Raw genomic sequence first — 21,825 nt, 5'->3', positions numbered from 1 at the left:
CCCTCCCCGGAGACTATTATAGCACAGAAAGGGGAGATATGCCACCATTAGAGAACATTGGCAGTTCCGCGATAAATCAGCCCCCGCATGCCATCAACGGTGACCAGGGTGCCATCCTCCAGAATGTGAGTAGCATTATCCACACCTACTACGACACCGATACCCAAATTGAGGCCGACAATGGCAGCATGAGAGGTCAATCCACCGGTTTCGGTAATCACTGCGGCACATTTTTCCATTACCGGTACAAAATCCTTATCTGTAGCGATGGTAACCAGAATATCACCAGGCTTGATTTTGGCCTCCGCTTCCTTCGCTGTGCGGGCCACTTTTACTGTACCTGTTACCGCCCGGGCCCCTATTCCGGTTCCTTTGGCCAGAATCTCTCCCACAGTGTGTACCTTGATCAAATTGGTTGTTCCCGGCACCCCAACCGGTACACCGGCAGTGATTACCACCAGATCACCGGCTTTTATCAGACCGGCAGCCAGGGCGGTTTCCACTGATACCTTCAGCATTTCATCTGTGGATTTGGTTTCCTTACAGAGCAGGGGATATACCCCCCAGACCAGCAAGAGCTTGCGGACCACATCCATTTTGGGAGTAATGGCTACAACCGATGCCTGAGGACGGTATTTGGAAACCATTTTGGCTGTATGGCCTGATTTGGTGGCACAGATAATAGCGGAAGCCCCCAGATCATGGGCGGTAGTCACCGTGGCATGGCTGATAGCATCGGTGGTGGTCCGTTCCGGCACTATCCCTCGCCTTACCGTTAACTCCTCATAGCGCAAAGCCCTTTCCGCCCGTTCGGCAATGCGAGCCATGGTTTTTACCGCTTCCACAGGATATTTGCCCGCTGCTGTTTCCCCACTGAGCATGATCGCATCAGTGCCATCAAAGATAGCATTGGCCACATCGGTAGCTTCTGCCCGGGTAGGACGGGGATTGCGGATCATGGAATCCAGCATCTGGGTCGCTGTGATTACCGGCTTACCGGCCCGGTTGCATTTTTCGATGATCATTTTCTGGACCAGCGGTACTTCATCAATGGGAATCTCCACTCCCAGGTCACCCCGGGCCACCATGATACCATCCGCTACCTTCAGGATTTCATCAATATTGTTAACCCCTTCATGGTTTTCGATTTTGGCGATAATCTGCATATCTGAGCCATGTTTTTCCAGAATCTCACGAATGGCCAGCACGTCCGCCGCTTTGCGCACAAAAGAGGCTGCAATAAAATCCATGCCCATCTTGATCCCGAATTCAATATCGGCAATGTCCTTCTCAGTAAGAGCTGGTAAGTTGATGACAGCACCGGGAACATTTACCCCTTTCCGGGAGCTGATTTCCCCGCCATTTTCCACTACACAGTGAATTTCGGTGCCTTCAATTCGCTCCACTTTCAGTCCGATCAAGCCATCATCGATGAGGATGGCAGTGCCTTCCCGCACATCTTCAGGCAAGCCTTTATAGGTTACAGGTATGCGGTTGCCCCCGCCTTCCATCTCTTCCGTAGTCAGAATCAGCTTGTCCCCAGGGTTAACAGTGATTTTTTCCTTCAGGACTCCCAGGCGAATTTCCGGCCCCTTGGTATCCAGTAAGATGGCCACCGGTCGGTTGGCCTTAGCAGATGCCTGGCGGATAGCCTCCACCCTCCGCCCGTGTTCCTCGTGGGTACCATGGGAAAAATTCAGCCGGGCCACATTCATTCCAGCTTCAATCAATTGAACCAGAGTTTCCACCTGCTCACTGGCAGGTCCAATGGTGCAAATAATTTTGGTACGCCGCACCTTAATTCCCTCCTCTTGCTATATCGAAAGAATATTGGCCAGTTTATAGACCTCCAGGTCAATCTCCTTTTTCTGCTGCAAAGCCCATTCAATATCAAAGTCCTTAATTTGCTCGGAAACTATACCTACCATTTTTTTGCTCTCCCCTGCCAGCAGCAATTCCACCGCTTTGGCACCCATGCGGGCTGCCAGCACCCGGTCAAAGGCTGATGGCGCTCCACCCCGCTGAATATGGCCCAGAATGGTCACCCTGGTATCAAAACCGGTTTTTTCTTCAATATATTTACCGATGTCCAGGGCACTGCCTGCCCCTTCTGCCACCAGGATGATAGAATGCAACTTACCCCGGGCATGGCCTCTTAAAAGTTTTTGCACCACATCCTCCAGGCTAAAGGGAACTTCCGGGATGAGGATGGATTCCGCCCCCCCGGCCAGGCCGGCTTGCAGGGCTATGTAACCAGCCCGCCGCCCCATGACTTCAATGATAAAGGTGCGTTCATGGGAAGTAGCAGTATCGCGGATTTTGTTGATGGCATCCAGCACCGTGTTGACACAGGTGTCAAAACCAATTGTGTAATCCGTGCAGGGAATATCATTATCAATGGTGCCGGGAATGCCGATCACCTTGATGCCATGTTCATTGGCCAGCAAGGTGGCACCGCGGAAGGACCCATCACCGCCTATAACAACCAGGGCATCCACTTCCATTTTGCGCAGATTATCAGCCGCCTGGGCCCTGCCCTGCGGAGTGCGGAAGGCCTCGGAACGAGCTGTGCGTAAAACGGTACCGCCCCGGTGCACAATATCTCCAACAGAACTGAGATTCATCAGCCTCATTTCGCCATTGATCAGGCCGGCATAGCCCCGTTCGATTCCCACCACTTCCAGACCGTGATAAATGGCAGTCCGAACTACCGCCCGCACTGCTGAATTCATGCCCGGTGCATCGCCACCACTGGTAAGTACGCCAATTCTTTTCATGCCAATTACCCCCTTGCCACTTTTTGTCCTGGCGGGCCTTTAACTGTCCCAGCCTTGTAATAAAGGAGCCGATGGGGCAATGCCTCATCGGTAATAGTTTATCCCTCCTGAAAACTGCCTATACGGCGAAAACGCTGATAACGCTGTTCCATTAACTGTTCTCCCGTCTGACCGGCCAGCTCCTGCAGTCCCTGGAGCAGTTGCTCCTTGACCTTGCTGGCTGTAAACTCATGATCCCGATGGGCCCCTGCCAGGGGTTCAGGAATGATGCCATCTATTACCCCCAGCTGCAGGAGATCCTGGGCGGTCAGCTTCATGGTTTCAGCCGCCCGGGGCGCCTGACTGCCATCTTTCCAGAGAATAGCAGCAAAGCCTTCCGGGGAAATCACGGAGTAAACAGAATATTCCAGCATATATACCTTATTGCCAAGGCCCAGGGCCAGCGCTCCACCACTGCCCCCTTCACCGATAACTACTGCCAGCAGGGGAACAGAAAGTCCAGCCATGGCGTAAAGAGCTCGGGCAATGGCTTCTCCCTGGCCCCGTTCCTCTGCCCCAATCCCGCAAAAAGCCCCCGGGGTATCAATAAAGGTGATGATGGGGCGTTTAAACCGTTGCGCCTGTTCCATCAAGCGAATGGCCTTGCGATAGCCTTCAGGATGGGGCATACCGAAATTGCGGGCAATATTTTCCCTGGTATCCCGCCCTTTCTGGTGCCCTAGCACCGTTACCGGCCGCCCTTCCAGGAGGGCAATCCCCCCTACCAGAGCAGCATCATCGGCAAAATTGCGGTCACCGTGCAATTCGATGAAATCATCAAAAATTAAATTAATATAGTCCAGGGTGGTTGGCCGCTGGGGATGACGGGCGATTTGCACCTTCTGCCAGGGTGTCAGGCTGGTATAGATCTCCTGACTCAGCTGCCGGGCTTTTTCCTCCAGAGTAGCGATTTCTCGCGAGAGGTCAATCCCCTTCTCCTGGGAAAATTTCCTCAGTTCCGCGATTTTGTTTTCCAGCTCCAGGAGAGGCTTTTCAAACTCCAGTAAAGTCACAGCCATTAAGCCCTCACCTCCTGAGGCTGGTGCCAGGCCAGCAGTTTAGTCAGTACCGTTGCCAGTTCCTTGCGGTGTACTACCTTGTCCACCTGACCATGTTGCTGCAAAAACTCCGCCCGCTGAAACCCTTCCGGCAACTTCTGTCTGATGGTCTGTTCAATCACCCGGGGCCCGGCAAAGCCGATGAGAGCACCCGGTTCAGCCAGAATGATGTCCCCCTGGGAGGCAAAACTGGCAGTCACCCCACCGGTGGTGGGATCAGTCAGAACCGTTATGTAGAGCAGGCCTGCCTCTTTCAATCGGCGCACCGCCAGGCTGGTTTTGCCCATTTGCATCAGAGAGAGAATGCCTTCCTGCATGCGGGCTCCCCCGGAAGTGGCAAAAACCACTACCGGTAACCGCCGTTCAATGGCAGCCTCAATAGCCCGGGTGATTTTTTCCCCTACCGCTGAGCCCATGCTGGCCATAATGAACTGATTGTCCATCACCACCAGCATTACAGGCTGGCCCCCAATGGTGGCAGTACCACACACAACAGCTTCCTTTAAGCCAGTTTTGCTCTGGGCTTCAGCCAGTTTGCCCTCATAGCCGGGAAAGCCCAGCGGATTTACGGAAGTAAGCCCGGCATCCAGTTCGACAAAGCTGTCCCCATCCACTAACTGCTGAATCCTTTCCCGGGCAGTGAGATGGAAATGGAACTGGCAATGGGGGCAAACTTTGAGATTGCGTTCCAGTTCTTTTATAAACACAATCTGACCGCATTTAGCACATTTTTGCCAGAGTCCTTCCGGTATTTCCCGTTTAACTGCCGGTTCTGCCGGTTTAGCCGGTCCGGGCTGGACCGTCACATATTTGGGCTTTTTAAATAAATCCTTTAAAGCCATGAACGGGCTTTCACCTCATTTCCCTTTAACGTCCATAGACAGCATGATTGTTAATAACTTCCAGAGCGTCTTCCAGTTCGGAAGCCGGAACCAGTATTTCATAAGCGCGGTCATCCTGGGTGGAACTGGCCAGGCCCACCGGACGTAGTGAAACCAGAAACCCTTCTGCCATCAGCACATCCCGCAGTTTTTCCGCTGCCGTTTTGCTGGGAGCGATATAAACTACTTTTAGCACCTTTTTCCGCCCTCCCTTTTCCTTCTCCGGCCAGGTTTTCTCTGGTTATTCTCCCGCTTCCACCACACCATGTTTGGTATAGATAGAAGCCTTGCCTCTGATTTTAATAGCTGAAGTATGTTCAGTAAACTGGGCAATCATCACTTCGCCCCGATCCAGCTTTTCCGAATGATGAAACTTGGTGTCCTTGCCCCTGGTCAAACCGATAATAGTCACTCCATTTTCTTTGGCTTTGACCACAATATAGTCACCCGCAATATCTTCCAGGTTTAACAAAACGGCCACCTCTTTATGCTCATACTCATTTCAGCTTAAATGTTATCATAGCTCAGGGGGTTTTGCAATAATGATGCGCAATCCGGGCAGAAGCTGCAGCGGCAATACCTGCCACCAGGTCGTCCAGAAAGGTATTTACGCGATTTAGTTTGCTTTTATCCAGTCTGCCGATAATTCCCATCTTTTTCTTGTCCAGATAACCAAAACTGGTAATTCCCACTGTCCCATAAATACTGGCAATAGCCATGGCCAGATTTTCATCTATTCCATACAGAGGTTCATCTCCCGCCACAATGGTCTGTAACGGTTCAGGCAACAGCCCTTGCTCTGCCAGTTTATCCAGAGCCAGTCCCGTGAGCAAAGCATATTGTACTTCCCGCTTGCGCAATACGCTGTGGACTGCCTCCAGACACTCTTCCAGGGTAAGTTCCGGACTAAAGGGCTTTTGCAACCTCAACACGATTCTGGCTATATCCCGGACATCTACTCCCCGCTCTTTTAACAGGGCCAGCATCTCCTGACGCATACTTCTTCCCCTCCTTCAGGTATCCTATCATATGCACGAAGGAGGGCAGGGCGAACCATGCTGCCACTAGCGAAAAATTTCTTTTACCGGGAAAGCCAGGGCGGAAAAGAGCCGGCTGCTGACCGTTTCCCCCAGGGCAAAGGTATCCGGTTCATTAAAATGAGCATCCACCAGGGCAAATATTTGTACTGTCCTGCTTTTCGGGGAAACAATCCAGTATTCTTTCACCCCGTATTTTTCATAGAGTGCCATTTTTTTGATATAGTCAATGGAAGCGGTAGAAGGGGACAAAATCTCCACTACCAGATCAGGACTGCCTTTACAGCCTCTTTCATTAAGTTTGGTCTGATCACATACCACCAGTAAATCAGGCTGAACCACGTTGGTGCAGTCCTCTTCACTCTCGCCAGGAGCAAGCAGCAATACATCAAACGGGGCAGCGTAGACCTCACAGTCCCTATCGCGGAAATAGCTTCCCAGCAACAGGGAAAGATTCATTGAGACCCTCTGATGTTCCCGCCCCGGTGATGCCTGCAGATAGGGTACTCCTTCGATGATTTCCAGTTTATCTTCCCCTTCCCAGGCTAAATAGTCCCGATAGGTATAGATTTTTTTTTCATTGGGTAACATCTTTTCACCCCCTGTTACTGAGGCAAACTGACCAGGGCTGCTCTGGCCTTTGCCCCAACAGTGCCACCGGGATCTAAAGCCACGGCCTTGTTCAGGTTTAGCCTGGCTGCAGCGTAGTCCTTCACATCCCAGGCGGCATAACACAGGCCCAGTCCATAATAACCATTGGCTTTCTGCGGAAACCAGCGAATTTCCTCCTGGAAAGCCTGGATTGCCAGGTCATACTGGCGCTGACTGTAATAAAGCCAGCCCAGGGTATTGATAGCCTCCTCATTGCGGGGATTTAACCGAAAAGCTTCATCCAGATGCCGGGCAGCTTCAGTCAGTTGCCCAGCCGCTTTCAGTTTCAACCCCAGCTGATAATGGGCATCTGGATTTTGCGGGTCATACTGTAAGGCTTCCTCAAATTTGCCCGCTTTAACCAGATCGGCGGCAATTTCCCAGCCAGGTTTGACCTGGGCAGCTGGCCAGGCACTTCCCCGTACTACCACCAGGGCATTGCTCAACAGCCGCCCCGGGCGGGTAAGATATTTTCCCTGCCAGTACAGACCGGTAGAAGCTCCCCCATCCAGAGCCATGGCATCCCTGACGCCCAGTTTCTGCAAAACTGCTGCCAGCTGGTATACGGTAGCGTCACTGATATTGCCCATTAACACAACCTTGCCGGGCAGGATGGCCACAAAGCTTTTGGGCCCGGCAGCCTGCGTCTGTTTCCAGTGAGTAATTCCTTCCGCCTGCGGGTTAACTACCACCCGGCCATTCTTAACCAGTAGCGGCCCTGCTCCCAGACCAACCGCTCCCTGCCGCCAGTCCAGAATAGGACCCGTTTTGCTGCCAATATGCCAGTTCAACCGCCATTGTACGCGATCGCCCACTCTGAATTTGTTGAACTGCGCCTGAGCCTTTGATCCCGGGCCAAAATGAATAACAAAACCATCCGCCGGAATCTGGGAGTTGGGCCCACTGATAGCCAACACCCGGCCCTGACGAACAATCACTTCTTTTCCGGAACGGGTCCCGGTCCTAAGGCCGCGGGCCGGTGTGAAGACAGCACTGGCATCAGCTTCAGCATAGACGTGATTTAGCCCCCAGGCATACCAGTTGTTGCGATAATCCCAGGAACCATTGATACTCCCTGTTACTTCGCTTTGCAGTCTTTCCATCAACAGCTCCCCTGTCCGGGTGAACAGGGCAGTAGTACCGGTATTGCCGGTATGAACCGGTATACCTTCAACCAGCAGATTGCCCTGAGGCTGAAAATCGGAATAGGAGTTAAAATAAGTGCCATTTACTGCCGCAATGCCATTCTTGCTGCGGGCCAGCGCCTCCAGGGATGCGGTTTTTCCCACCTGGCCTCCGCCCAGAGCCACGGCCAGGCGTAAGCCCGGAGTCTTTAAATCCACACTTACTGCTTTTAGCAGGGTTTTCTTGCTGCCAATTTTTATATCATACTGCCGGTAACTTACCCCTGGTCCACCGCTCACCGCTGCTCCTTTTTGAGTGACTGTTACCGTAGCTGTGGCCGCTTCCCCCTGTAGCCCGCCCAGCAACCAGGTCATTAAAATGAACACCGCTATTCCTTTAAGCCATCGGTTGTGCCGCTTCATATTTTCGCTCCTTCCCATTGGTTCTGGCTGTGAAGGGTCTGGTCACTACCGTCCCCTCGCCCAGCAGGTTTTGCAATTCCTTCACCATGCTTTCCCCTGGCTCTACTCGCCAGTTGACCGGCAAGTATTCCGCCTCCTTCCCCGCAGGACTGACATAGACCAGTACCACCGGATGAGGGCCGGGATAACGGGACAGCAAGGTCAGCACTTTTTCCCGGATTTCCACCGCTTGTGCCCGGGGTCCTGGTAAACGCAGATAAACCTGTATTAAAGGCCGAAATTGCGGAGTCCGGGGTTCCAGTGCTGGCAGCACAAAATCTTCTAGAGGCAACACCTCTTCCACCAGCAGCTTTACTCCGTCATCATTGTGGTTGACCTTGCCCTTAATCGCCAGGGTACGTTCCGGTTGTAACAGACTCCGATATTTTTTCAAAATACTGCCGAAGATAACCAGCTCCACTTTCCCGGCCAGGTCCTCCAGCCAGGCAAAGGCCATTTCTTCCCCCCGCCGGCTAAGAGTGGGCTTGATTTCCACCAGCAAGCCGCCACAGTAGACCATCTTACCTTCAGCCATTTCCCCCAGTTGCGCCAGAGGGGTAAAACCAGGAGAATGAAGTAAGGTGCGAAACTGGTCCAGCGGGTGGCCGGAAATATAGAGCCCGAGATATTCCTTTTCATTCTGTAATATATCTGCCTCCGTCCAGGCAGGAACCTGCGGCAGGGGAATTTCCGCTGCCGCCTTTTCCCCCAGCACATCAAACAGGCTGAGCTGGCCGCCAGCGCGTTCCCGTTGTACCTGTTGACCGTGTTCTACCATTAAATCCAGAGCTGCCATATACTGGGCCCGGTGTCCGCCCAGGCTGTCCAGCGCCCCGGCGCGGATCAAGGACTCCAGCACTCTTTTGTTGACCTGGGATAAATCCACCCGCTCGCATAAGTCCTGGAAAGAGAGAAAAGGCCCATCGTTCCTGGCCGCAATAATGGCCTGGATCGGCCCCTGCCCCACATTCTTGATGGCTGCCAGGCCCATTCTAATTCCTGCTTCGGTTACAGTGAATCCCAGCCCGCTCTGGTTAACATCCGGAGGCAGAACCTTAATCCCCATGCGGCGGCATTCTTCGATATAAATGGCTACTTTATCGGCATTGCCCATCACTGAGGTTAGCAAGGCAGCCATGAATTCCTCGGGATAGTTGGCTTTCAAGTAAGCAGTCTGGTAGGCCAGCAGGCCATAGGCCGCCGAGTGGCTGGCATTAAAGCCATAACCGGCGAAATATTCCATCAGATCAAAGATCTGTCCGGCCACTTCCGCTTCTACTCCATTGGCCACCGCCCCCTCCACAAATTGCTGGCGCAGTCCAGCAATGACCTCCGGTTTTTTCTTGCCCATGGCCCGACGCAACAGGTCCGCTTCTCCCAGCGTAAAGCCTGCCAGGTCAGAAGCTATCCGCATCACCTGTTCCTGGTAGAGAATCACCCCGTAGGTAGAGCGCAAAATTGGTTCCAGTTTGGGATGCAGATATTTAATCTGCTGCTGGCCATGTTTGTTCCTGATAAAATCCTCCACCATGCCGGAACCCAGGGGGCCAGGCCGATAGAGGGCCACCAGAGCGATGATATCATCAATACACTCCGGTTTCAGTTCCCTGAGCAGCTGCCGCATCCCCGCGGATTCCAGCTGGAAGACACCGATTCCTTCTCCCCGGCTTAAAAGTTCATAAGTCGCTCTATCATCCAACGGCAGTTGATCCAGATCCAGTTCGATACCGCGCCTTTCCCGGATATAAGCCAGGGTATCCCGCATTACCGTCAGGGTGCGCAGCCCCAGCAAATCCATTTTCAACAGTCCGACTTCTTCCACCGTCTCCTTGGCAAACTGGGTGGTAATAATCCCATCAGCGGAACGATAGAGGGGGATCACCTCCTGCAGGGGTTCTTTTCCGATCACTACCCCGGCCGCATGAGTAGAAGCATGGCGGGGCATACCTTCCACCGCTGCCGCCAGGTCCAGTAATCTCTTTACCGCTGGTTTTTCCTGATACAGGGCCTTGAGCTCACCGGAAACCTGCAGGGCCTTTTCAATAGTCATCCCCAGTTCAGCGGGGATGAGCTTGGCTACCCTATCCACTTCCCCGTAGGGTAGTCCCAGTACCCGGCCCACATCCCGCACTGCCGCCCTTGCCGCCATCGTACCAAAGGTGATGATCTGGCAAACCCGGTCCGCTCCATATTTTTCGATCACATACTGAATTACTTCTTCCCGCCGTTCAAAGCAAAAATCGATATCTATATCCGGCATGCTAACCCGTTCCGGATTGAGAAACCGCTCAAACAGCAAATTATAACGTAGAGGGTCGATGTTGGTGATACCCAGCACATAGGCCACCAGACTGCCGGCAGCACTGCCCCGGCCGGGCCCGACAAAAATCCCCTGCCGGCGGGCATAGTTAACGAAGTCCCAGACGATGAGAAAATAGCCGGAATAGCCCATCCGCCGAATTACACCCAGTTCATATTCCAGCCGGGCCTCCATTTCCGCCGTAACCGGCTGGTAGCGCTGCCTGAGTCCTTCCCGGCAAAGCTCTTCCAGATAGCTGTCCAAATTATGCCCCTCTGGCACCTGATATACGGGCAAATGTAAACGGCCGAATTCCAGTTCCAGCTGGCAACGCTCGGCAATGGCCAGGGTATTATCCAGGGCTTCGGGATACTGGCCCAGTACCAGCTCCATTTCCGCCCGGGACTTGAGGTAAAATTCCCGGCTCTCAAATTGCATCCTGTCCGCATCTTCCAGGGTTTTACCGGTCTGGATGCAGAGTAAAATCTCCTGTACTTCCGCATCAGTTTTTTCCACACAATGCACATCATTGGTAGCCACCAGCGGCAAACCCAGTTCCCGGCTGAGGCGCACCAGACCGGCATTAACCCGCAGCTGTTCCTCCAGGTAGTGGTTTTGCAGCTCCAGAAAAAAGTTTGCCGGCCCAAAAATCTCCCGGTATTCCAGCGCAGCCCGCCGGGCCAACTCCTCCTGGCCCTGGCTCAAGTGCCAGGCTACTTCCCCTCCCAAACAGGCACTGAGGGCGATCAGGCCTTCACTGTGCTGGCGTAAAAGCTCCTTGTCCACCCGCGGTTTATAATAAAAGCCTTCGGTATAAGCCAGGGAAACCAGAGTCACCAGGTTGCGATATCCCCGCTCGTTTTCCGCCAGCAACACCAGGTGATAGGGGGATTCATCCATTTTGGCCTCTTTTTGCCAGCGGCTGCGGGGAGCCACATACACTTCACAGCCAATGATGGGCTTAATCCCCGCCTGACGGCAGGTTTTATAAAAATCGATCACGCCGAACATGGCGCCATGGTCAGTGATGGCCAGGGCAGGCATACCCAGTTCGACTGCCTTCTGTACCAGCTTTTTTATTCGGGCCGCTCCATCCAGCAAACTGTATTCAGTATGAACATGAAGATGAACAAAACTCAATGGCGGCACCACCTTTAAAACAGGTCTTTTTTCCTGAAATAGATGGCTAGCAAGACAGATAGTAATAAAGATAAAATGATTGTCATCAGGAAAGCATGGGGATAATTTTGCATCGGAATACTGACATTCATGCCAAAGAAACTGGCAACCATAGTAGGTATCGATAAGACAAGAGTAACCGATGTTAAAAATTTCATTACAATGTTAAGATTGTTGGATATGATGGAAGCAAAAGCATCCATCATTCCACTCAAAATATTACTGTAAATGTGGGCCATTTCAATAGCCTGCTTATTTTCTATTATAGCATCTTCCAGTACATCTTTGTCTTCTTCATACATGTTTAAAATTTTTAAGCGCAGCATTTTTTCCATCAGCAGTTCATTAGCTTTCAAGGAAGTAGTGAAATAGACCAAACTCTTTTCTAAATCTAATAGATTAAAAATTTCTTCATTTTTCATTGATTGGTGCAAAATGGATTCTATTTGTTCCCGTTTACGGTTAATCATGCGCAAATACTTTAAATAATAGCTGGCGATTTGTTGAAACAGTTGAAAAACGAACCTAGTTTTCTTATAGGTGAAAAAACCTTTGACTTTTTCCCGTTTAAAGTCTTCAATCACAGGGCTCTGTACACTGCACACGGTAATTATAAATTCATCTCTAACAATTATAATACCTAAAGGTACCGTATAAAAATCCTGATCACTTTCGCTGTAAGGAATATCCACAATGATCAGGATCTGGTCTCCTTCTTGATCAATGCGAGCTTGCTCATCCAGATCAAGAGGGTGAAAAAGAAATTCCCTCTTTACCCCTGTATGCTCAACCAGCAGGTCGATCTCATAAGGCTCAGGTGCTGTTACATCAATCCAAACCCCTTTGGTAATCTGGCTTTTTTGCAGTGAATTATTATTAGTTTCGGTGATGAAGATTTCCACCATGGATAACACTCCTTTGCCAATATACTTCGTAATTCGTCGCTGTTATCTTTACCTTTACTTCCATCCATACTCTTCATCACCTCCAAAAAAAAAACTTCCCGAAAATGGGAAGCCAAGTTTCATCTTCACTCCCCACTCGTTTGAGTTTTAGCTCTGTATAGCTAGGCTGTTCGCCAGCCACATTAGATAAAGCCTTAAGCCGGCCATATCTGCTAACCCATTGGTGTCTCTCGACATTTCTGGGCAGTGGCATCTGTCTATACAGTAGCCTCACCTAACGAGGAATTATTTATTTCAAGTATTATTATACGCTCCTCTTTCTTTGCCCGTCAACCAGCCAGTTAAAATTTTTTACTGCCAGCCACCAGGTTCCCAGCCAGAAGACTCCTGCCGCAAAGCCCGCCAGCACATCACTGGGATAATGTACCCCCAGATAGACCCGGCTTAAACCAATAAGTAAAAACAACAATACCGCCAGGGCCGCTGCCATTCTGTTATATGGCCGGGGTAGCAGCTTCCAGGCCCAGTAAGCCAGCAATCCATAAGCAATAATCCCGATCATGGCATGGCCGCTGGGAAAACTAAAACCACTGGCCTCAGTTAACCAGGGCCGGGGTGGCCGGGGACGATGAAAGAGGCGCTTCAAACTCTCCTCCAGCGCCACTCCGCCAATGAGTACAGCCCCGGAAAGCTGGGCTGCCCGCTTCCCGGCCTGAGAATGCCCCAGCAGCCATAAAGCCAGCAAACTCAGAGGAATAACCGCCTTACCGCTGCCCATAAAGGTAATAGCCCGCATTAGTTCGGTCAGCCAGGGCTGGCGCCAGCCCTGAATCCAGCCTGACACCAGGGAATCAAAAGGGTAAAGCTCATGATAGATTAGATCCTCAGCCAGTTTGGCAAACCAGAACAGTCCCAGCCCGGTCAAGGCCCAGATCAGTACCATTTTTTTCTTCAACCTTCTCACCTCTCCAGGTTCTTGCCGGTAATAAAGGCTTTAGCCACCAGTTGCTCTCCCTGCCGTACTGTTACTTCAATTTTGGCTACCCGACGGGAGGTGGAAAGGACGGCAGCCTCTACTTCTACCTGCTGGTCAAAGGGTACCGGCTCTATATGTAACAGAGTTAGGCTCTCGGTGGACAAGTCCAGACGTTTGCGGCGTTTAAGGGCTATATAAGCGGTGGAATTAATCAATGTAACCAGCACACCTACCGATGCAAAGCCAAATTCATTGGTCATAAATTCTGTAATTTCCCCCAGCAGCTTCACCCCCAGCTCGGTATCTTCCATGCGAAAACCGGAAAGGACAATATTATCCAGGGTATCAGTTATATGGGGCTGCTTCTGCAGATGCTGGTAGGCATTGATAATATCCTGCCGGCTGAGCACCCCCACTGCCCTGCCCCTGTCATCCACTACAGGTAGCAGCTCCTGGCCCTCCCAGATCATCAGACGGGCGGCATGACCAATGGAGACATCCTGTTCAACTGTAACTGCCGGCCGCATTACCGCCGAAATCGGTTCATCCTCTTCCCGACCAAACACATCTACGGGGGTAACCAGGCCAATAACCTCCCCGGCCTCGTTCAAAACAGGGAAACGGCTGTGGTGATATTTCTCCACCGCGGCGTGCCAGTCTGCAATCCGGTCAGTTGCTTTTAAATAGCGAAACTCCCGCACCATAGCATCTTCTACCAGCACAATCTCCTTGTCCGGCATGGCTGCCAGCAGGGCCCGGTTAATAATACTGGTCACAGCAAAAGTGTCATAGGGGGTGGAAATGACCGCCCGATTTTTTTGCCGGGCCAGCTGGATAATCTCTTCTTCCGGGGTAAAGCCCCCGATAATCAGCAGATGGGCCCCCAGCTCCAGGGCCGCCCGCTGAGCATCAGTACGGTTACCCACAATAAAGACACTGCCCTCTTCAACATAATGGGGCAATACATCCACCGTTGACGCTCCAATTGTAAAAGCTTTAATCCCTCGGCTCAAATACTCTTCACCTGTAAGCACTGTACCCTCAACCAGGCGCTTGATTTCAGCCAGGGTTAGATCCTCAATTTCCCGTGCCTCCGGAGTTTCGATCCGCACTGTACCTACTTTGGGAATGGAACTGACCAGCCCCTGGGCCTCCGCCTCCTTGATGGCCCGATAGGCTGTACCATCACTTACTTCCAGCTCCCGGGCAATTCGCCGCACCGAAACCTTGGTTCCAACCGGTAATGCCTCAATATACTGCAATATCTGCTCATGTTTGGTTTGTGGTGCCATGGTCCGCACTCCTTCCTCTCCTGTGTTGCATAACAACTCGATTGTGCTACCATTATTGTATCATAGTTTTCCCTGCTGGTACAATCGACTTACCCATCATTCGCCTCCATTATTTCCAGTTCCCGGGATTTTATGCGCTGATCCCCGATTTCCGAATAAAGAATCCCTGCTAAAATCAATGTCCCTCCCAGCCACAGCTGCAGGGTTGGTGTCTCTCTTAGAAAGACAAATGCAAACACCGCTGTAAAAACTGGCTCCAGAGTAAAGATTATAGCTGCCCGCTGGGCCGATGTAAAGCGCTGGCCCCAGTTTTGCAAAAATAATACCAGACCGGTGGCTATTACCCCCATGTACAGTAAACCCAGCCAGGTTGCCTTTCCGGCCATCAGCCAGCTTTCCCCGGTCCACCAGGAGAACAGCCAGCAACCCAAACCGATCACCAGTAACTGCAGCCAGGTAAAGGGGCCGGTAGGGTAGCGGCCGGCATAACGGGAAACCAGCACAATATGGAGGGCAAAGGCAATGGCACACAGCAGGGTCAGTACATCTCCCCGGTTAAACTCGCCCTGCACCAGTTCCGGAGACCAGGAAAGCAAAGCCAGCCCGGTGAAAGCCAGCAGTGACCCCAACCAGACTGCCCGGGAGGGTTTTTGCCCGTAAAGGAAAAAAGCTACTACCGGGGTTAATACCACCGCCAGGCCGGTTATGAAAGCTGACTTGGAGGCAGTAGTGCTCAATAAGCCCAGGGTCTGCAGAACAAAGCCAGCGCCCAGAACCAATCCCAGCTTGATCCCTGCCCACCAGCCCCCCGCCGGCAGGGCTTTAATCTGCTGCCAGAAGATCACCCCCAGCACCAGAGCCGCAATGGTAAACCTGATGGCCAGATAGCTAAATGGCGGCATCTCCCCCAGCCCCAGCTTAGTCACAATAAAAGTAGTGCCCCAGATCAGGGTCACTACCAGTAAAGCCAGCTCACCTTTATTTTTCAGCAATTTTTACCCCTCCTTTATCTTCTCCTATTATAACTGAATTTGGCAAAGTTTGCACCAGCAGTTAAAATATAATCAGAAAATTATTTCAGGAGGTTGAGAGATATGAAGATTACATTTCTCGGTCATGCCGGCTTCTGGCTGGCAGGAAACCAGACTCGAGTTGCCATCGATCCGTTTCTGACCGGCAATCCCGTCGCCAAACATCAGCCCGGGGAAATCCAGGCCGAATATATCCTGGTCAGTCACGGCCATGGTGATCACCTGGGAGATAGTGTGGCTATCGCCCGCCAGAGCAATGGCACCATTGTCAGCGTTTTTGAAATCGCCAACTACTGTGCCACCCAGGGGGCCACTGTCCATCCCATGCATATCGGCGGCAGCTACAATTTCGGCCCGGTGAGAATCAAGCTAACCCCGGCTCTGCATGGCAGTTCCAGCGGCGAATACCCTGCCATCTATCTGGGCAACCCCTGTGGCTTTATCGTGGAAATGGATGGCTTGACCCTCTATCATTCCGGCGATACGGGACTCTTTGGAGATATGGCCTTGATCGGCCGCCGGCATGTGCTGGATGTAGCCTTTATCCCCATCGGGGATAATTTCACCATGGGTCCTGATGATGCCCTGGAGGCGGTGAAAATGCTTACCCCCCGTTATGTGATCCCCATGCATTACAACACCTGGCCCCTGATCGCCCAGGATGCCACCAGTTTCAAACAGCGGGTAGAAGCGGAAACAGGAGCGGAAGTAATTATCCTTAATCCGGGTGAGAGCTGGGAAATACAGTAAAAATATAATAACGTCTTCACAACATCTTCACAAAATCTTCATAAATTCGACATATTTTAGCCAAAAATGTATATTACACTATGTAATAGATAAACTAATTAATAGCGAAGGGGGACTGTATTATGAAAAAAACAATTGTAACCTTTGTAACTGCAGCTGTGCTGGCTGTGCCATCTTTGAGTTTCGCTGCTGAAACTCAGTTTAGCGACATAACCAACCATCCCGCCGCCCCTTATATTCAGTTCATGCAAAGTAAAGGAATGGTAAAGGGTACGGGAAACGGCCAGTTTCATCCCGACATGAAAATGGACCTGAAGCATCTCAACCGTTTACTTACCAGGGTATCCGGCAAAGAAGCCAGCCTGACCATGACTCACCGGGTAGCAGTAATTAAAGGTATTGTAGATCTGTTCGGTTTAAATAGCGCCGCTGAGGCTTTAACCGTTGAAGAAACCACCGCACTCCTGTCTGCATACAATGACCAGCAGGATATCCCGGATGCAGACCGCAAGGCCGTTGCTTATCTCGTACAGCAAGGTGTACTGGTGCCTGCAGAGGAAAACAACCAGTTGCGCCCCCATCAGGAAATTACCCGCGCCGAAGCAGTAACACTGCTGGCCAAACTGGCCCAGAAAAATTTAATAACCTTAAACAACAGTCCCGAACTGGCTGATAAAATGATGGATGCAAAACAAACCAGCATGAATATGAAACAGGGCATGATGAAGGAAAAAATGGCTAAAATGATGGCTGAACAACAGACCAGAATTATGCAAATGGAAAAAATGCTGTCTACGATGAATGGTGAACAGAAAGAAAAAATGATGCAATTAATCAAAGACATGAAAGCCATGATGGCAGAAATGAAAATGATGATGGCTGAATCCGGTATGATGGGACAAACTGGCCAGCCCCATCCCACCGGGCATAAAATGTAAAAGAGGGCTCTTCGCCCTCTTTTTATTCTATTACTACCAGCACTTCATTCATACTCACGTTCTGGCCTTCACTGACCAGCACTTCCTTAACGGTACCAGCCTGTTTGGCAGCAATTTCATTTTCCATTTTCATCGCTTCCAGTATCACCAGCACCTGCCCGACATCTACCTTATCCCCCGGCTTGACCTTTACACCTTTGATTACCCCCGGCATGGGAGCAGTAACCTGGCCGTTGCCACCGGCAGCCGGTGCCGGGGCAGCCATCGCAGGAGGCGGCGGTGTCGCCGCCGGTTGCGCCGGACGCTGAATGGTGGCCGGCGTCTGGGACCCGGCTTCAGTGGGCAGTTCCTCCACCAGAACTTCATAAGCTATGCCATTAATGGTTATTCGCAACTTTTTCATGCATCTCTCCCCTTCCTACCTCAGCAGTCTGCTTTGCATCTGCTGATACAATCCCAGCACTCGCCAGGGACTGCCGCCAGCCAAACCGCCGTCCCTGTCTGCTCTCCTGATTTCTCTTATCTGTAACGGCTTGCCATCACTGACTGCATCCACGGCTGCAGCAATCACTGCCAGCAATTCCGGGGTCAGTTCCCCTCCGGTCCCGGCCACCCTCTGATTGTCACTGCCGGTAACCGCCTTTACCGCTTCAGGTCCAGGTCGAGGTACAGCCTCAGCCACCGGCGGGCGCACCGCTGCTTTTTCCTTGGGTGCCAGGGGTCCCATGCGGGTAGTGAGGAAATTGGTATAGACCTCCCCTTTCTGAAAATAGAAATTATCCAGCACCTGTAGATGAAAGGGGATGGTGGTAGTTACTCCTTCAATGAGAAATTCCTTGAGACAGCGGCGCATGCGCTGAATGGCTTCCTGCCGGTCATGCCCCCAGACAATCAGTTTGCCGATCATGGAATCGTAGAAGGGAGTAATAGTATACCCCTGGTAAGCTGCACTGTCCAGTCGCACCCCGAAACCGCCCGGCGGACGGTAAAAGGTGATAGTACCTGGATTGGGCAGGAAATTGTTAAAGGGGTCTTCGGCATTGATCCGGCATTCAATGGCATGGCCGCGGATCTGGATATCCTTTTGCTCATAACCCAGAGGCTCTCCGGCCGCAATGCGAATTTGCTCCTTGATCAAATCGATTCCGGTAATCATTTCAGTCACGGGATGCTCTACCTGAATCCGGGTGTTCATTTCCATGAAATAAAAGTCGCCATCCCGGGTCAGGAGAAATTCCACCGTGCCAGCACCGGAATAGTTAACGGCCTGAGCTGCCCGGACCGCCACTCCCCCCATGATTTCGCGCAAGCGGCTGCTGAGGGCAGGAGACGGCGCTTCTTCAATCAATTTCTGATTCCGGCGCTGTACCGAACAGTCCCGTTCTCCCAGATAAACTACGTTGCCGTGGTTATCAGCCAGAATTTGAAACTCGATGTGACGGCAGTTCTCCAGATATTTTTCCAGATAGACATCAGGATTATTAAACCAGGTTTGGGCTTCAGAACGGGCTGCCCGCCAGGCCTCGGCAAACTCCGACTTCTGCCGGACAATCCGCATCCCCCGGCCGCCCCCGCCGGCAGCTGCTTTTAACAGCACAGGAAAGCCCATTCTGGTAGCCAGTTTCAACGCTTCTGCCTCCGACTCAATAATAGCTTCACTGCCTGGTACTACCGGCACTCCGGCCTTGATCATGGTTTCCCGGGCCACCGCTTTATCCCCCATGGCTTCGATGGCCTCCGGGGAGGGGCCGATAAAGACCAGACCGTTTTCAGCACAGCGCCGGGCGAAATCAGCGTTTTCCGCCAGGAAGCCATAGCCGGGATGCACCGCCTGGGCACCAGCTTTGACAGCCACCTCGATGATTTTTTCCGCCTTCAGGTAGCTGCGGGGGCCCCCGAGACAATAGGCCTCATCGGCCAGCTGCACATGCAAACTATGGGCATCCGCTTCGGAATAAACGGCCACAGTGGCGATATCCAGTTCATGACAGGCCCGGATAATCCGAACCGCAATTTCTCCCCGATTGGCAATCAGGATTTTTTTAAACACGGCTCTCCCTCCTTTAGAACGGAATATTGCCGTGTTTCTTCGGCGGCCGGCTTTCCCGTTTATTGCGCAGCATGTGCAGGGACTGAATCAAGCGTGCCCTGGTCTGCCGGGGATCGATAACGTCATCCACCAGCCCCTTGGCACAGGCCACATAGGGGTTGGCAAACCTTTCGCGGTATTCCGCCGTCCGGCGCGCCCGCACTTCCTCTGGATTATCGGCACTGTTGATTTCATCCTTGAAGATGATATTGGCTGCACCATCGGGACCCATAACGGCGATTTCCGCTGTCGGCCAGGCCAGGGCCACATCAGCCCCCAGCGAGCGGCTGCACATGGCCACATAAGCTCCTCCGTAAGCCTTGCGTAAAATCACCGTCATCAACGGCACTGTCGCCTCTGAGTAAGCATAAAGGATTTTAGCTCCGTGACGAATAATACCCCCGTATTCCTGGGCCGTGCCTGGCAAAAAGCCAGGTACATCCACAAAAGTGATGATGGGGATATTGAAGCAATCACAGAAACGGACAAACCGGGCGATTTTGTCCCCGCTGTTGATATCCAGACAACCGGCCAGCACTTTGGGCTGGTTGGCCACAATGCCCACACTGTAGCCATCCAAACGGGCGAAGCCCACCACACAGTTTTCCGCCCAGTAGCGATGAACTTCGAAGAATTCGCCCCCATCCACTACTGCCTGGATGACATCCCGGACATCATACTGTTTGTTAGGTTCTGTGGGCACGATTTTCAGGATGTCTTCCGCCCGGCCGAAGGGCTCCCGTGGCTCCACCCGGGGCGGTTCCTCCATATTGTTCTGAGGTATATAGGAAAGGAGGGTGCGTATCTGCCGCAAACAGTCCTCTTCATTATGAGCCAGGAACTGGGCCACCCCGGAGACATGGTTATGGGTCATGGCACCTCCCAGTTGTTCAGTGGAAACATCCTCCCCGGTAACAGCCTTAATCACCTGCGGACCGGTGATAAACATCTTGGAAGTCTCCTGCACCATAAAGATAAAATCGGTGATAGCCGGGGAATAGACGGCTCCACCGGCACAGGGCCCCATAATGGCCGATATCTGGGGTATCACCCCTGAGGCCAGGGTGTTGCGGTAAAAGATATTGCCATAAGCGGAAAGGGCCATCACTCCTTCCTGGATACGGGCACCCCCCGAATCATTGAGCCCGATCACCGGGACCCCCGATTTCATGGCCAGGTCCATGATTTTGCAAATTTTGAGAGAATGCATTTCCCCCAGGGCCCCGCCATAGACGGTAAAATCCTGGGAAAAAACGTAAACCAGCCGGCCATTGATGGTACCATAACCGGTGACAACCCCTTCACCCAGCTGTTCATCACTCTTGCCAAATTCCGGCGCTTCCCCCTGGACAAACATATCGGTTTCCACAAAGGAGCCTGGGTCCAGGAGCAGCTCAATCCGCTCCCGGGCTGTCATTTTACCGGCCATATGCTGGCGCTGGATGCGCTTGATTCCGCCCCCTAGCTTGAACTTTTCCCGGCGGGCGGCCAGTTCTTGCAGTTTTTCTTCAATGGTCGCCATTATTTCCCCTCCTGCCGTTCACAAAGTTCAATCAAGAGGCCCTGGGTGCCTTTGGGATGGAGAAAAGCAATTCTGGCTCCTCCTGCCCCCTGGCGTGGGGTCTCATCGATCAGCGGAACCCCTTGCGCTTTCAGCTCCGCCAGTGTCTGTTCCAGGTTTTCCACCCGGAAGGCCACATGCTGCAACCCCGGCCCTTTGCTGGCAATGAATTTGGCAATGGGGCCATCGGGGTCAGTTGATTCCAGCAACTCCACCTTGGTTTCCCCGACAGGCAGGAAGGCCACCCGGACTTTCTGGGCCGGTACCTCCTCAATTCCCTTCACTTCCAGGCCCAGAATATCCCGGTAGAGAGCCAGCCCCTCTTCTAAGGAGCGGACGGCAATGCCCAGATGGTCAATTTTCTTCAGCATGACCATCACCTCCCAGCCGCTCTTGAATAAACTCCACAATGGCGGAAGTGGGCGTACCAGGAGTGAATATTTCCGCCAGACCGGCCGCTTTCAGGCCCGGGATATCTTCCTGTGGTATAATCCCCCCGCCAATCACCAGTATGTCCTCAATCCCCTGGGCCCGCAGCAGTTCCATTACCCGGGGAAAAAGCTCATTATGGGCTCCGGACAGACAACTGAGCCCGATTACCTGCACATCCTCCTGAATGGCCGTGGCCACAATCTGTTCCGGGGTTTGCCTGAGCCCGGTATAGACCACTTCCATGCCGGCATTTCTGAGCGCCTGGGCTACGATTTTTGCCCCCCGGTCATGACCGTCCAGACCGGGTTTGGCCACCAAAACCCTGATTTTTTTCTCCACCTGCT

At 52.3% G+C, this 21,825-nt stretch carries 20 protein-coding genes, 1 pseudogene and 1 riboswitch; of the genes and pseudogenes, 2 read left to right on the top strand and 19 right to left on the bottom strand.

Annotated features, from left to right (window positions below; all coding sequences use genetic code 11):
• Positions 1-47: 47 nt before the first annotated feature.
• From pyk to JDF658_RS01530, 14 genes are all read right to left on the bottom strand, one after another.
• Positions 48-1,796 (bottom strand): pyruvate kinase, encoded by a 1,749-nt coding sequence (gene pyk, locus JDF658_RS01595; protein ID WP_079906268.1) that lies wholly within the window; start codon positions 1,794-1,796, stop codon positions 48-50.
• Positions 1,797-1,814: 18 nt separating this feature from the next.
• Entirely contained in the window at positions 1,815-2,777 is a 963-nt protein-coding gene (pfkA, locus tag JDF658_RS01590; protein ID WP_078664267.1) for a 6-phosphofructokinase, read from the bottom strand.
• Positions 2,778-2,875: 98 nt separating this feature from the next.
• Positions 2,876-3,835, bottom strand: a complete 960-nt coding sequence (locus JDF658_RS01585) for an acetyl-CoA carboxylase carboxyltransferase subunit alpha (protein ID WP_079906267.1) — start codon at positions 3,833-3,835, stop codon at positions 2,876-2,878.
• Entirely contained in the window at positions 3,835-4,716 is an 882-nt protein-coding gene (gene accD, locus JDF658_RS01580; RefSeq protein WP_079906266.1) for an acetyl-CoA carboxylase, carboxyltransferase subunit beta, read from the bottom strand. The genes JDF658_RS01585 and accD overlap by 1 nt, the downstream gene beginning before the upstream one ends.
• A 25-nt stretch (positions 4,717-4,741) precedes the next feature.
• On the bottom strand, positions 4,742-4,951 hold the full coding sequence (locus JDF658_RS01575; RefSeq protein ID WP_078664270.1) for a hypothetical protein: 210 nt from the start codon (positions 4,949-4,951) through the stop codon (positions 4,742-4,744).
• Positions 4,952-4,996: 45 nt separating this feature from the next.
• On the bottom strand, positions 4,997-5,227 hold the full coding sequence (gene mtrB / locus JDF658_RS01570) for a trp RNA-binding attenuation protein MtrB (RefSeq protein ID WP_078664271.1): 231 nt from the start codon (positions 5,225-5,227) through the stop codon (positions 4,997-4,999).
• 52 nt (positions 5,228-5,279) lie between these two features.
• On the bottom strand, positions 5,280-5,753 hold the full coding sequence (locus JDF658_RS01565) for a phosphatidylglycerophosphatase A (RefSeq protein ID WP_079906265.1): 474 nt from the start codon (positions 5,751-5,753) through the stop codon (positions 5,280-5,282).
• A gap of 66 nt (positions 5,754-5,819) precedes the next feature.
• A complete protein-coding gene (locus JDF658_RS01560) occupies positions 5,820-6,383 on the bottom strand; it encodes a Uma2 family endonuclease (RefSeq protein WP_079906264.1) in 564 nt (187 codons plus the stop codon).
• A gap of 14 nt (positions 6,384-6,397) precedes the next feature.
• On the bottom strand, positions 6,398-7,990 hold the full coding sequence (locus JDF658_RS01555) for a phosphodiester glycosidase family protein (RefSeq protein WP_159446524.1): 1,593 nt from the start codon (positions 7,988-7,990) through the stop codon (positions 6,398-6,400).
• Positions 7,965-11,468, bottom strand: coding sequence for a DNA polymerase III subunit alpha (locus JDF658_RS01550; protein WP_079906262.1), 3,504 nt, complete (start codon positions 11,466-11,468; stop codon positions 7,965-7,967). The genes JDF658_RS01555 and JDF658_RS01550 overlap by 26 nt, the downstream gene beginning before the upstream one ends.
• Positions 11,469-11,482: 14 nt before the next feature.
• A complete protein-coding gene (locus JDF658_RS01545) occupies positions 11,483-12,412 on the bottom strand; it encodes a magnesium transporter CorA family protein (RefSeq protein ID WP_079906261.1) in 930 nt (309 codons plus the stop codon).
• Positions 12,413-12,536: 124 nt separating this feature from the next.
• Positions 12,537-12,701: riboswitch (M-box (ykoK) riboswitch) on the bottom strand.
• A gap of 15 nt (positions 12,702-12,716) precedes the next feature.
• Positions 12,717-13,367 carry a phosphatase PAP2 family protein gene (locus tag JDF658_RS01540; RefSeq protein ID WP_079906260.1) on the bottom strand — a complete coding sequence of 217 codons (651 nt, stop codon included), beginning with the start codon at positions 13,365-13,367 and terminating at the stop codon, positions 12,717-12,719.
• A gap of 5 nt (positions 13,368-13,372) precedes the next feature.
• Positions 13,373-14,680: a DRTGG domain-containing protein gene (locus JDF658_RS01535; protein WP_078664335.1), complete on the bottom strand. Its 1,308-nt coding sequence runs from the start codon at positions 14,678-14,680 to the stop codon at positions 13,373-13,375.
• Between the two features lie 89 nt (positions 14,681-14,769).
• Complete coding sequence (locus JDF658_RS01530; protein WP_079906259.1) at positions 14,770-15,672, bottom strand: DMT family transporter; 903 nt, start codon at positions 15,670-15,672, stop codon at positions 14,770-14,772.
• A gap of 102 nt (positions 15,673-15,774) precedes the next feature.
• On the opposite strand from JDF658_RS01530, the gene JDF658_RS01525 reads away from it, so the two are divergent.
• Positions 15,775-16,461, top strand: coding sequence for a metal-dependent hydrolase (locus JDF658_RS01525; RefSeq protein WP_079906258.1), 687 nt, complete (start codon positions 15,775-15,777; stop codon positions 16,459-16,461).
• 122 nt (positions 16,462-16,583) lie between these two features.
• Complete coding sequence (locus tag JDF658_RS01520) at positions 16,584-17,399, top strand: S-layer homology domain-containing protein (RefSeq protein WP_079906257.1); 816 nt, start codon at positions 16,584-16,586, stop codon at positions 17,397-17,399.
• 22 nt (positions 17,400-17,421) lie between these two features.
• Here JDF658_RS01520 and JDF658_RS01515 read toward each other — a convergent pair whose 3' ends face one another.
• From JDF658_RS01515 to JDF658_RS01495, 5 genes and pseudogenes are all read right to left on the bottom strand, one after another.
• The gene (locus JDF658_RS01515; protein ID WP_079906256.1) at positions 17,422-17,802 is read right to left on the bottom strand and encodes a biotin/lipoyl-containing protein; all 381 of its coding nucleotides are present in this window, start codon (positions 17,800-17,802) and stop codon (positions 17,422-17,424) included.
• A gap of 321 nt (positions 17,803-18,123) precedes the next feature.
• Positions 18,124-19,449, bottom strand: a pseudogene (accC, locus tag JDF658_RS01510) (acetyl-CoA carboxylase biotin carboxylase subunit); the annotation flags it as partial.
• 13 nt (positions 19,450-19,462) lie between these two features.
• Positions 19,463-21,010, bottom strand: a complete 1,548-nt coding sequence (locus tag JDF658_RS01505) for an acyl-CoA carboxylase subunit beta (RefSeq protein ID WP_079906254.1) — start codon at positions 21,008-21,010, stop codon at positions 19,463-19,465.
• Complete coding sequence (gene mce / locus JDF658_RS01500; protein WP_078664284.1) at positions 21,010-21,420, bottom strand: methylmalonyl-CoA epimerase; 411 nt, start codon at positions 21,418-21,420, stop codon at positions 21,010-21,012. Before mce ends, JDF658_RS01505 begins: the two co-directional genes overlap by 1 nt.
• On the bottom strand, positions 21,404-21,820 hold the full coding sequence (locus JDF658_RS01495; protein ID WP_078664285.1) for a cobalamin B12-binding domain-containing protein: 417 nt from the start codon (positions 21,818-21,820) through the stop codon (positions 21,404-21,406). Before JDF658_RS01495 ends, mce begins: the two co-directional genes overlap by 17 nt.
• Positions 21,821-21,825: the final 5 nt, after the last annotated feature.

Origin of the sequence: Carboxydocella sp. JDF658, assembly GCF_002049395.1 — a bacterium.
Taxonomy (GTDB): Bacteria; Bacillota.
This window is presented reverse-complemented; position numbering and strand designations above follow the sequence as displayed.

What these genes read in the sequence shown, in the direction of transcription:
- JDF658_RS01585 (WP_079906267.1), bottom strand. Translation starts at nt 3,835, where the DNA reads ATGGCTGTGACTTTACTGGAGTTTGAAAAGCCTCTCCTGGAGCTGGAA.
- JDF658_RS01505 (WP_079906254.1), bottom strand. Translation starts at nt 21,010, where the DNA reads ATGGCGACCATTGAAGAAAAACTGCAAGAACTGGCCGCCCGCCGGGAA.
- JDF658_RS01545 (WP_079906261.1), bottom strand. Translation starts at nt 12,412, where the DNA reads ATGGTGGAAATCTTCATCACCGAAACTAATAATAATTCACTGCAAAAA.
- accD (WP_079906266.1), bottom strand. Translation starts at nt 4,716, where the DNA reads ATGGCTTTAAAGGATTTATTTAAAAAGCCCAAATATGTGACGGTCCAG.
- JDF658_RS01525 (WP_079906258.1), top strand. Translation starts at nt 15,775, where the DNA reads ATGAAGATTACATTTCTCGGTCATGCCGGCTTCTGGCTGGCAGGAAAC.
- JDF658_RS01515 (WP_079906256.1), bottom strand. Translation starts at nt 17,802, where the DNA reads ATGAAAAAGTTGCGAATAACCATTAATGGCATAGCTTATGAAGTTCTG.
- mce (WP_078664284.1), bottom strand. Translation starts at nt 21,420, where the DNA reads ATGCTGAAGAAAATTGACCATCTGGGCATTGCCGTCCGCTCCTTAGAA.
- JDF658_RS01560 (WP_079906264.1), bottom strand. Translation starts at nt 6,383, where the DNA reads ATGTTACCCAATGAAAAAAAAATCTATACCTATCGGGACTATTTAGCC.
- JDF658_RS01565 (WP_079906265.1), bottom strand. Translation starts at nt 5,753, where the DNA reads ATGCGTCAGGAGATGCTGGCCCTGTTAAAAGAGCGGGGAGTAGATGTC.
- JDF658_RS01520 (WP_079906257.1), top strand. Translation starts at nt 16,584, where the DNA reads ATGAAAAAAACAATTGTAACCTTTGTAACTGCAGCTGTGCTGGCTGTG.
- JDF658_RS01535 (WP_078664335.1), bottom strand. Translation starts at nt 14,680, where the DNA reads ATGGCACCACAAACCAAACATGAGCAGATATTGCAGTATATTGAGGCA.
- pfkA (WP_078664267.1), bottom strand. Translation starts at nt 2,777, where the DNA reads ATGAAAAGAATTGGCGTACTTACCAGTGGTGGCGATGCACCGGGCATG.
- JDF658_RS01555 (WP_159446524.1), bottom strand. Translation starts at nt 7,990, where the DNA reads ATGAAGCGGCACAACCGATGGCTTAAAGGAATAGCGGTGTTCATTTTA.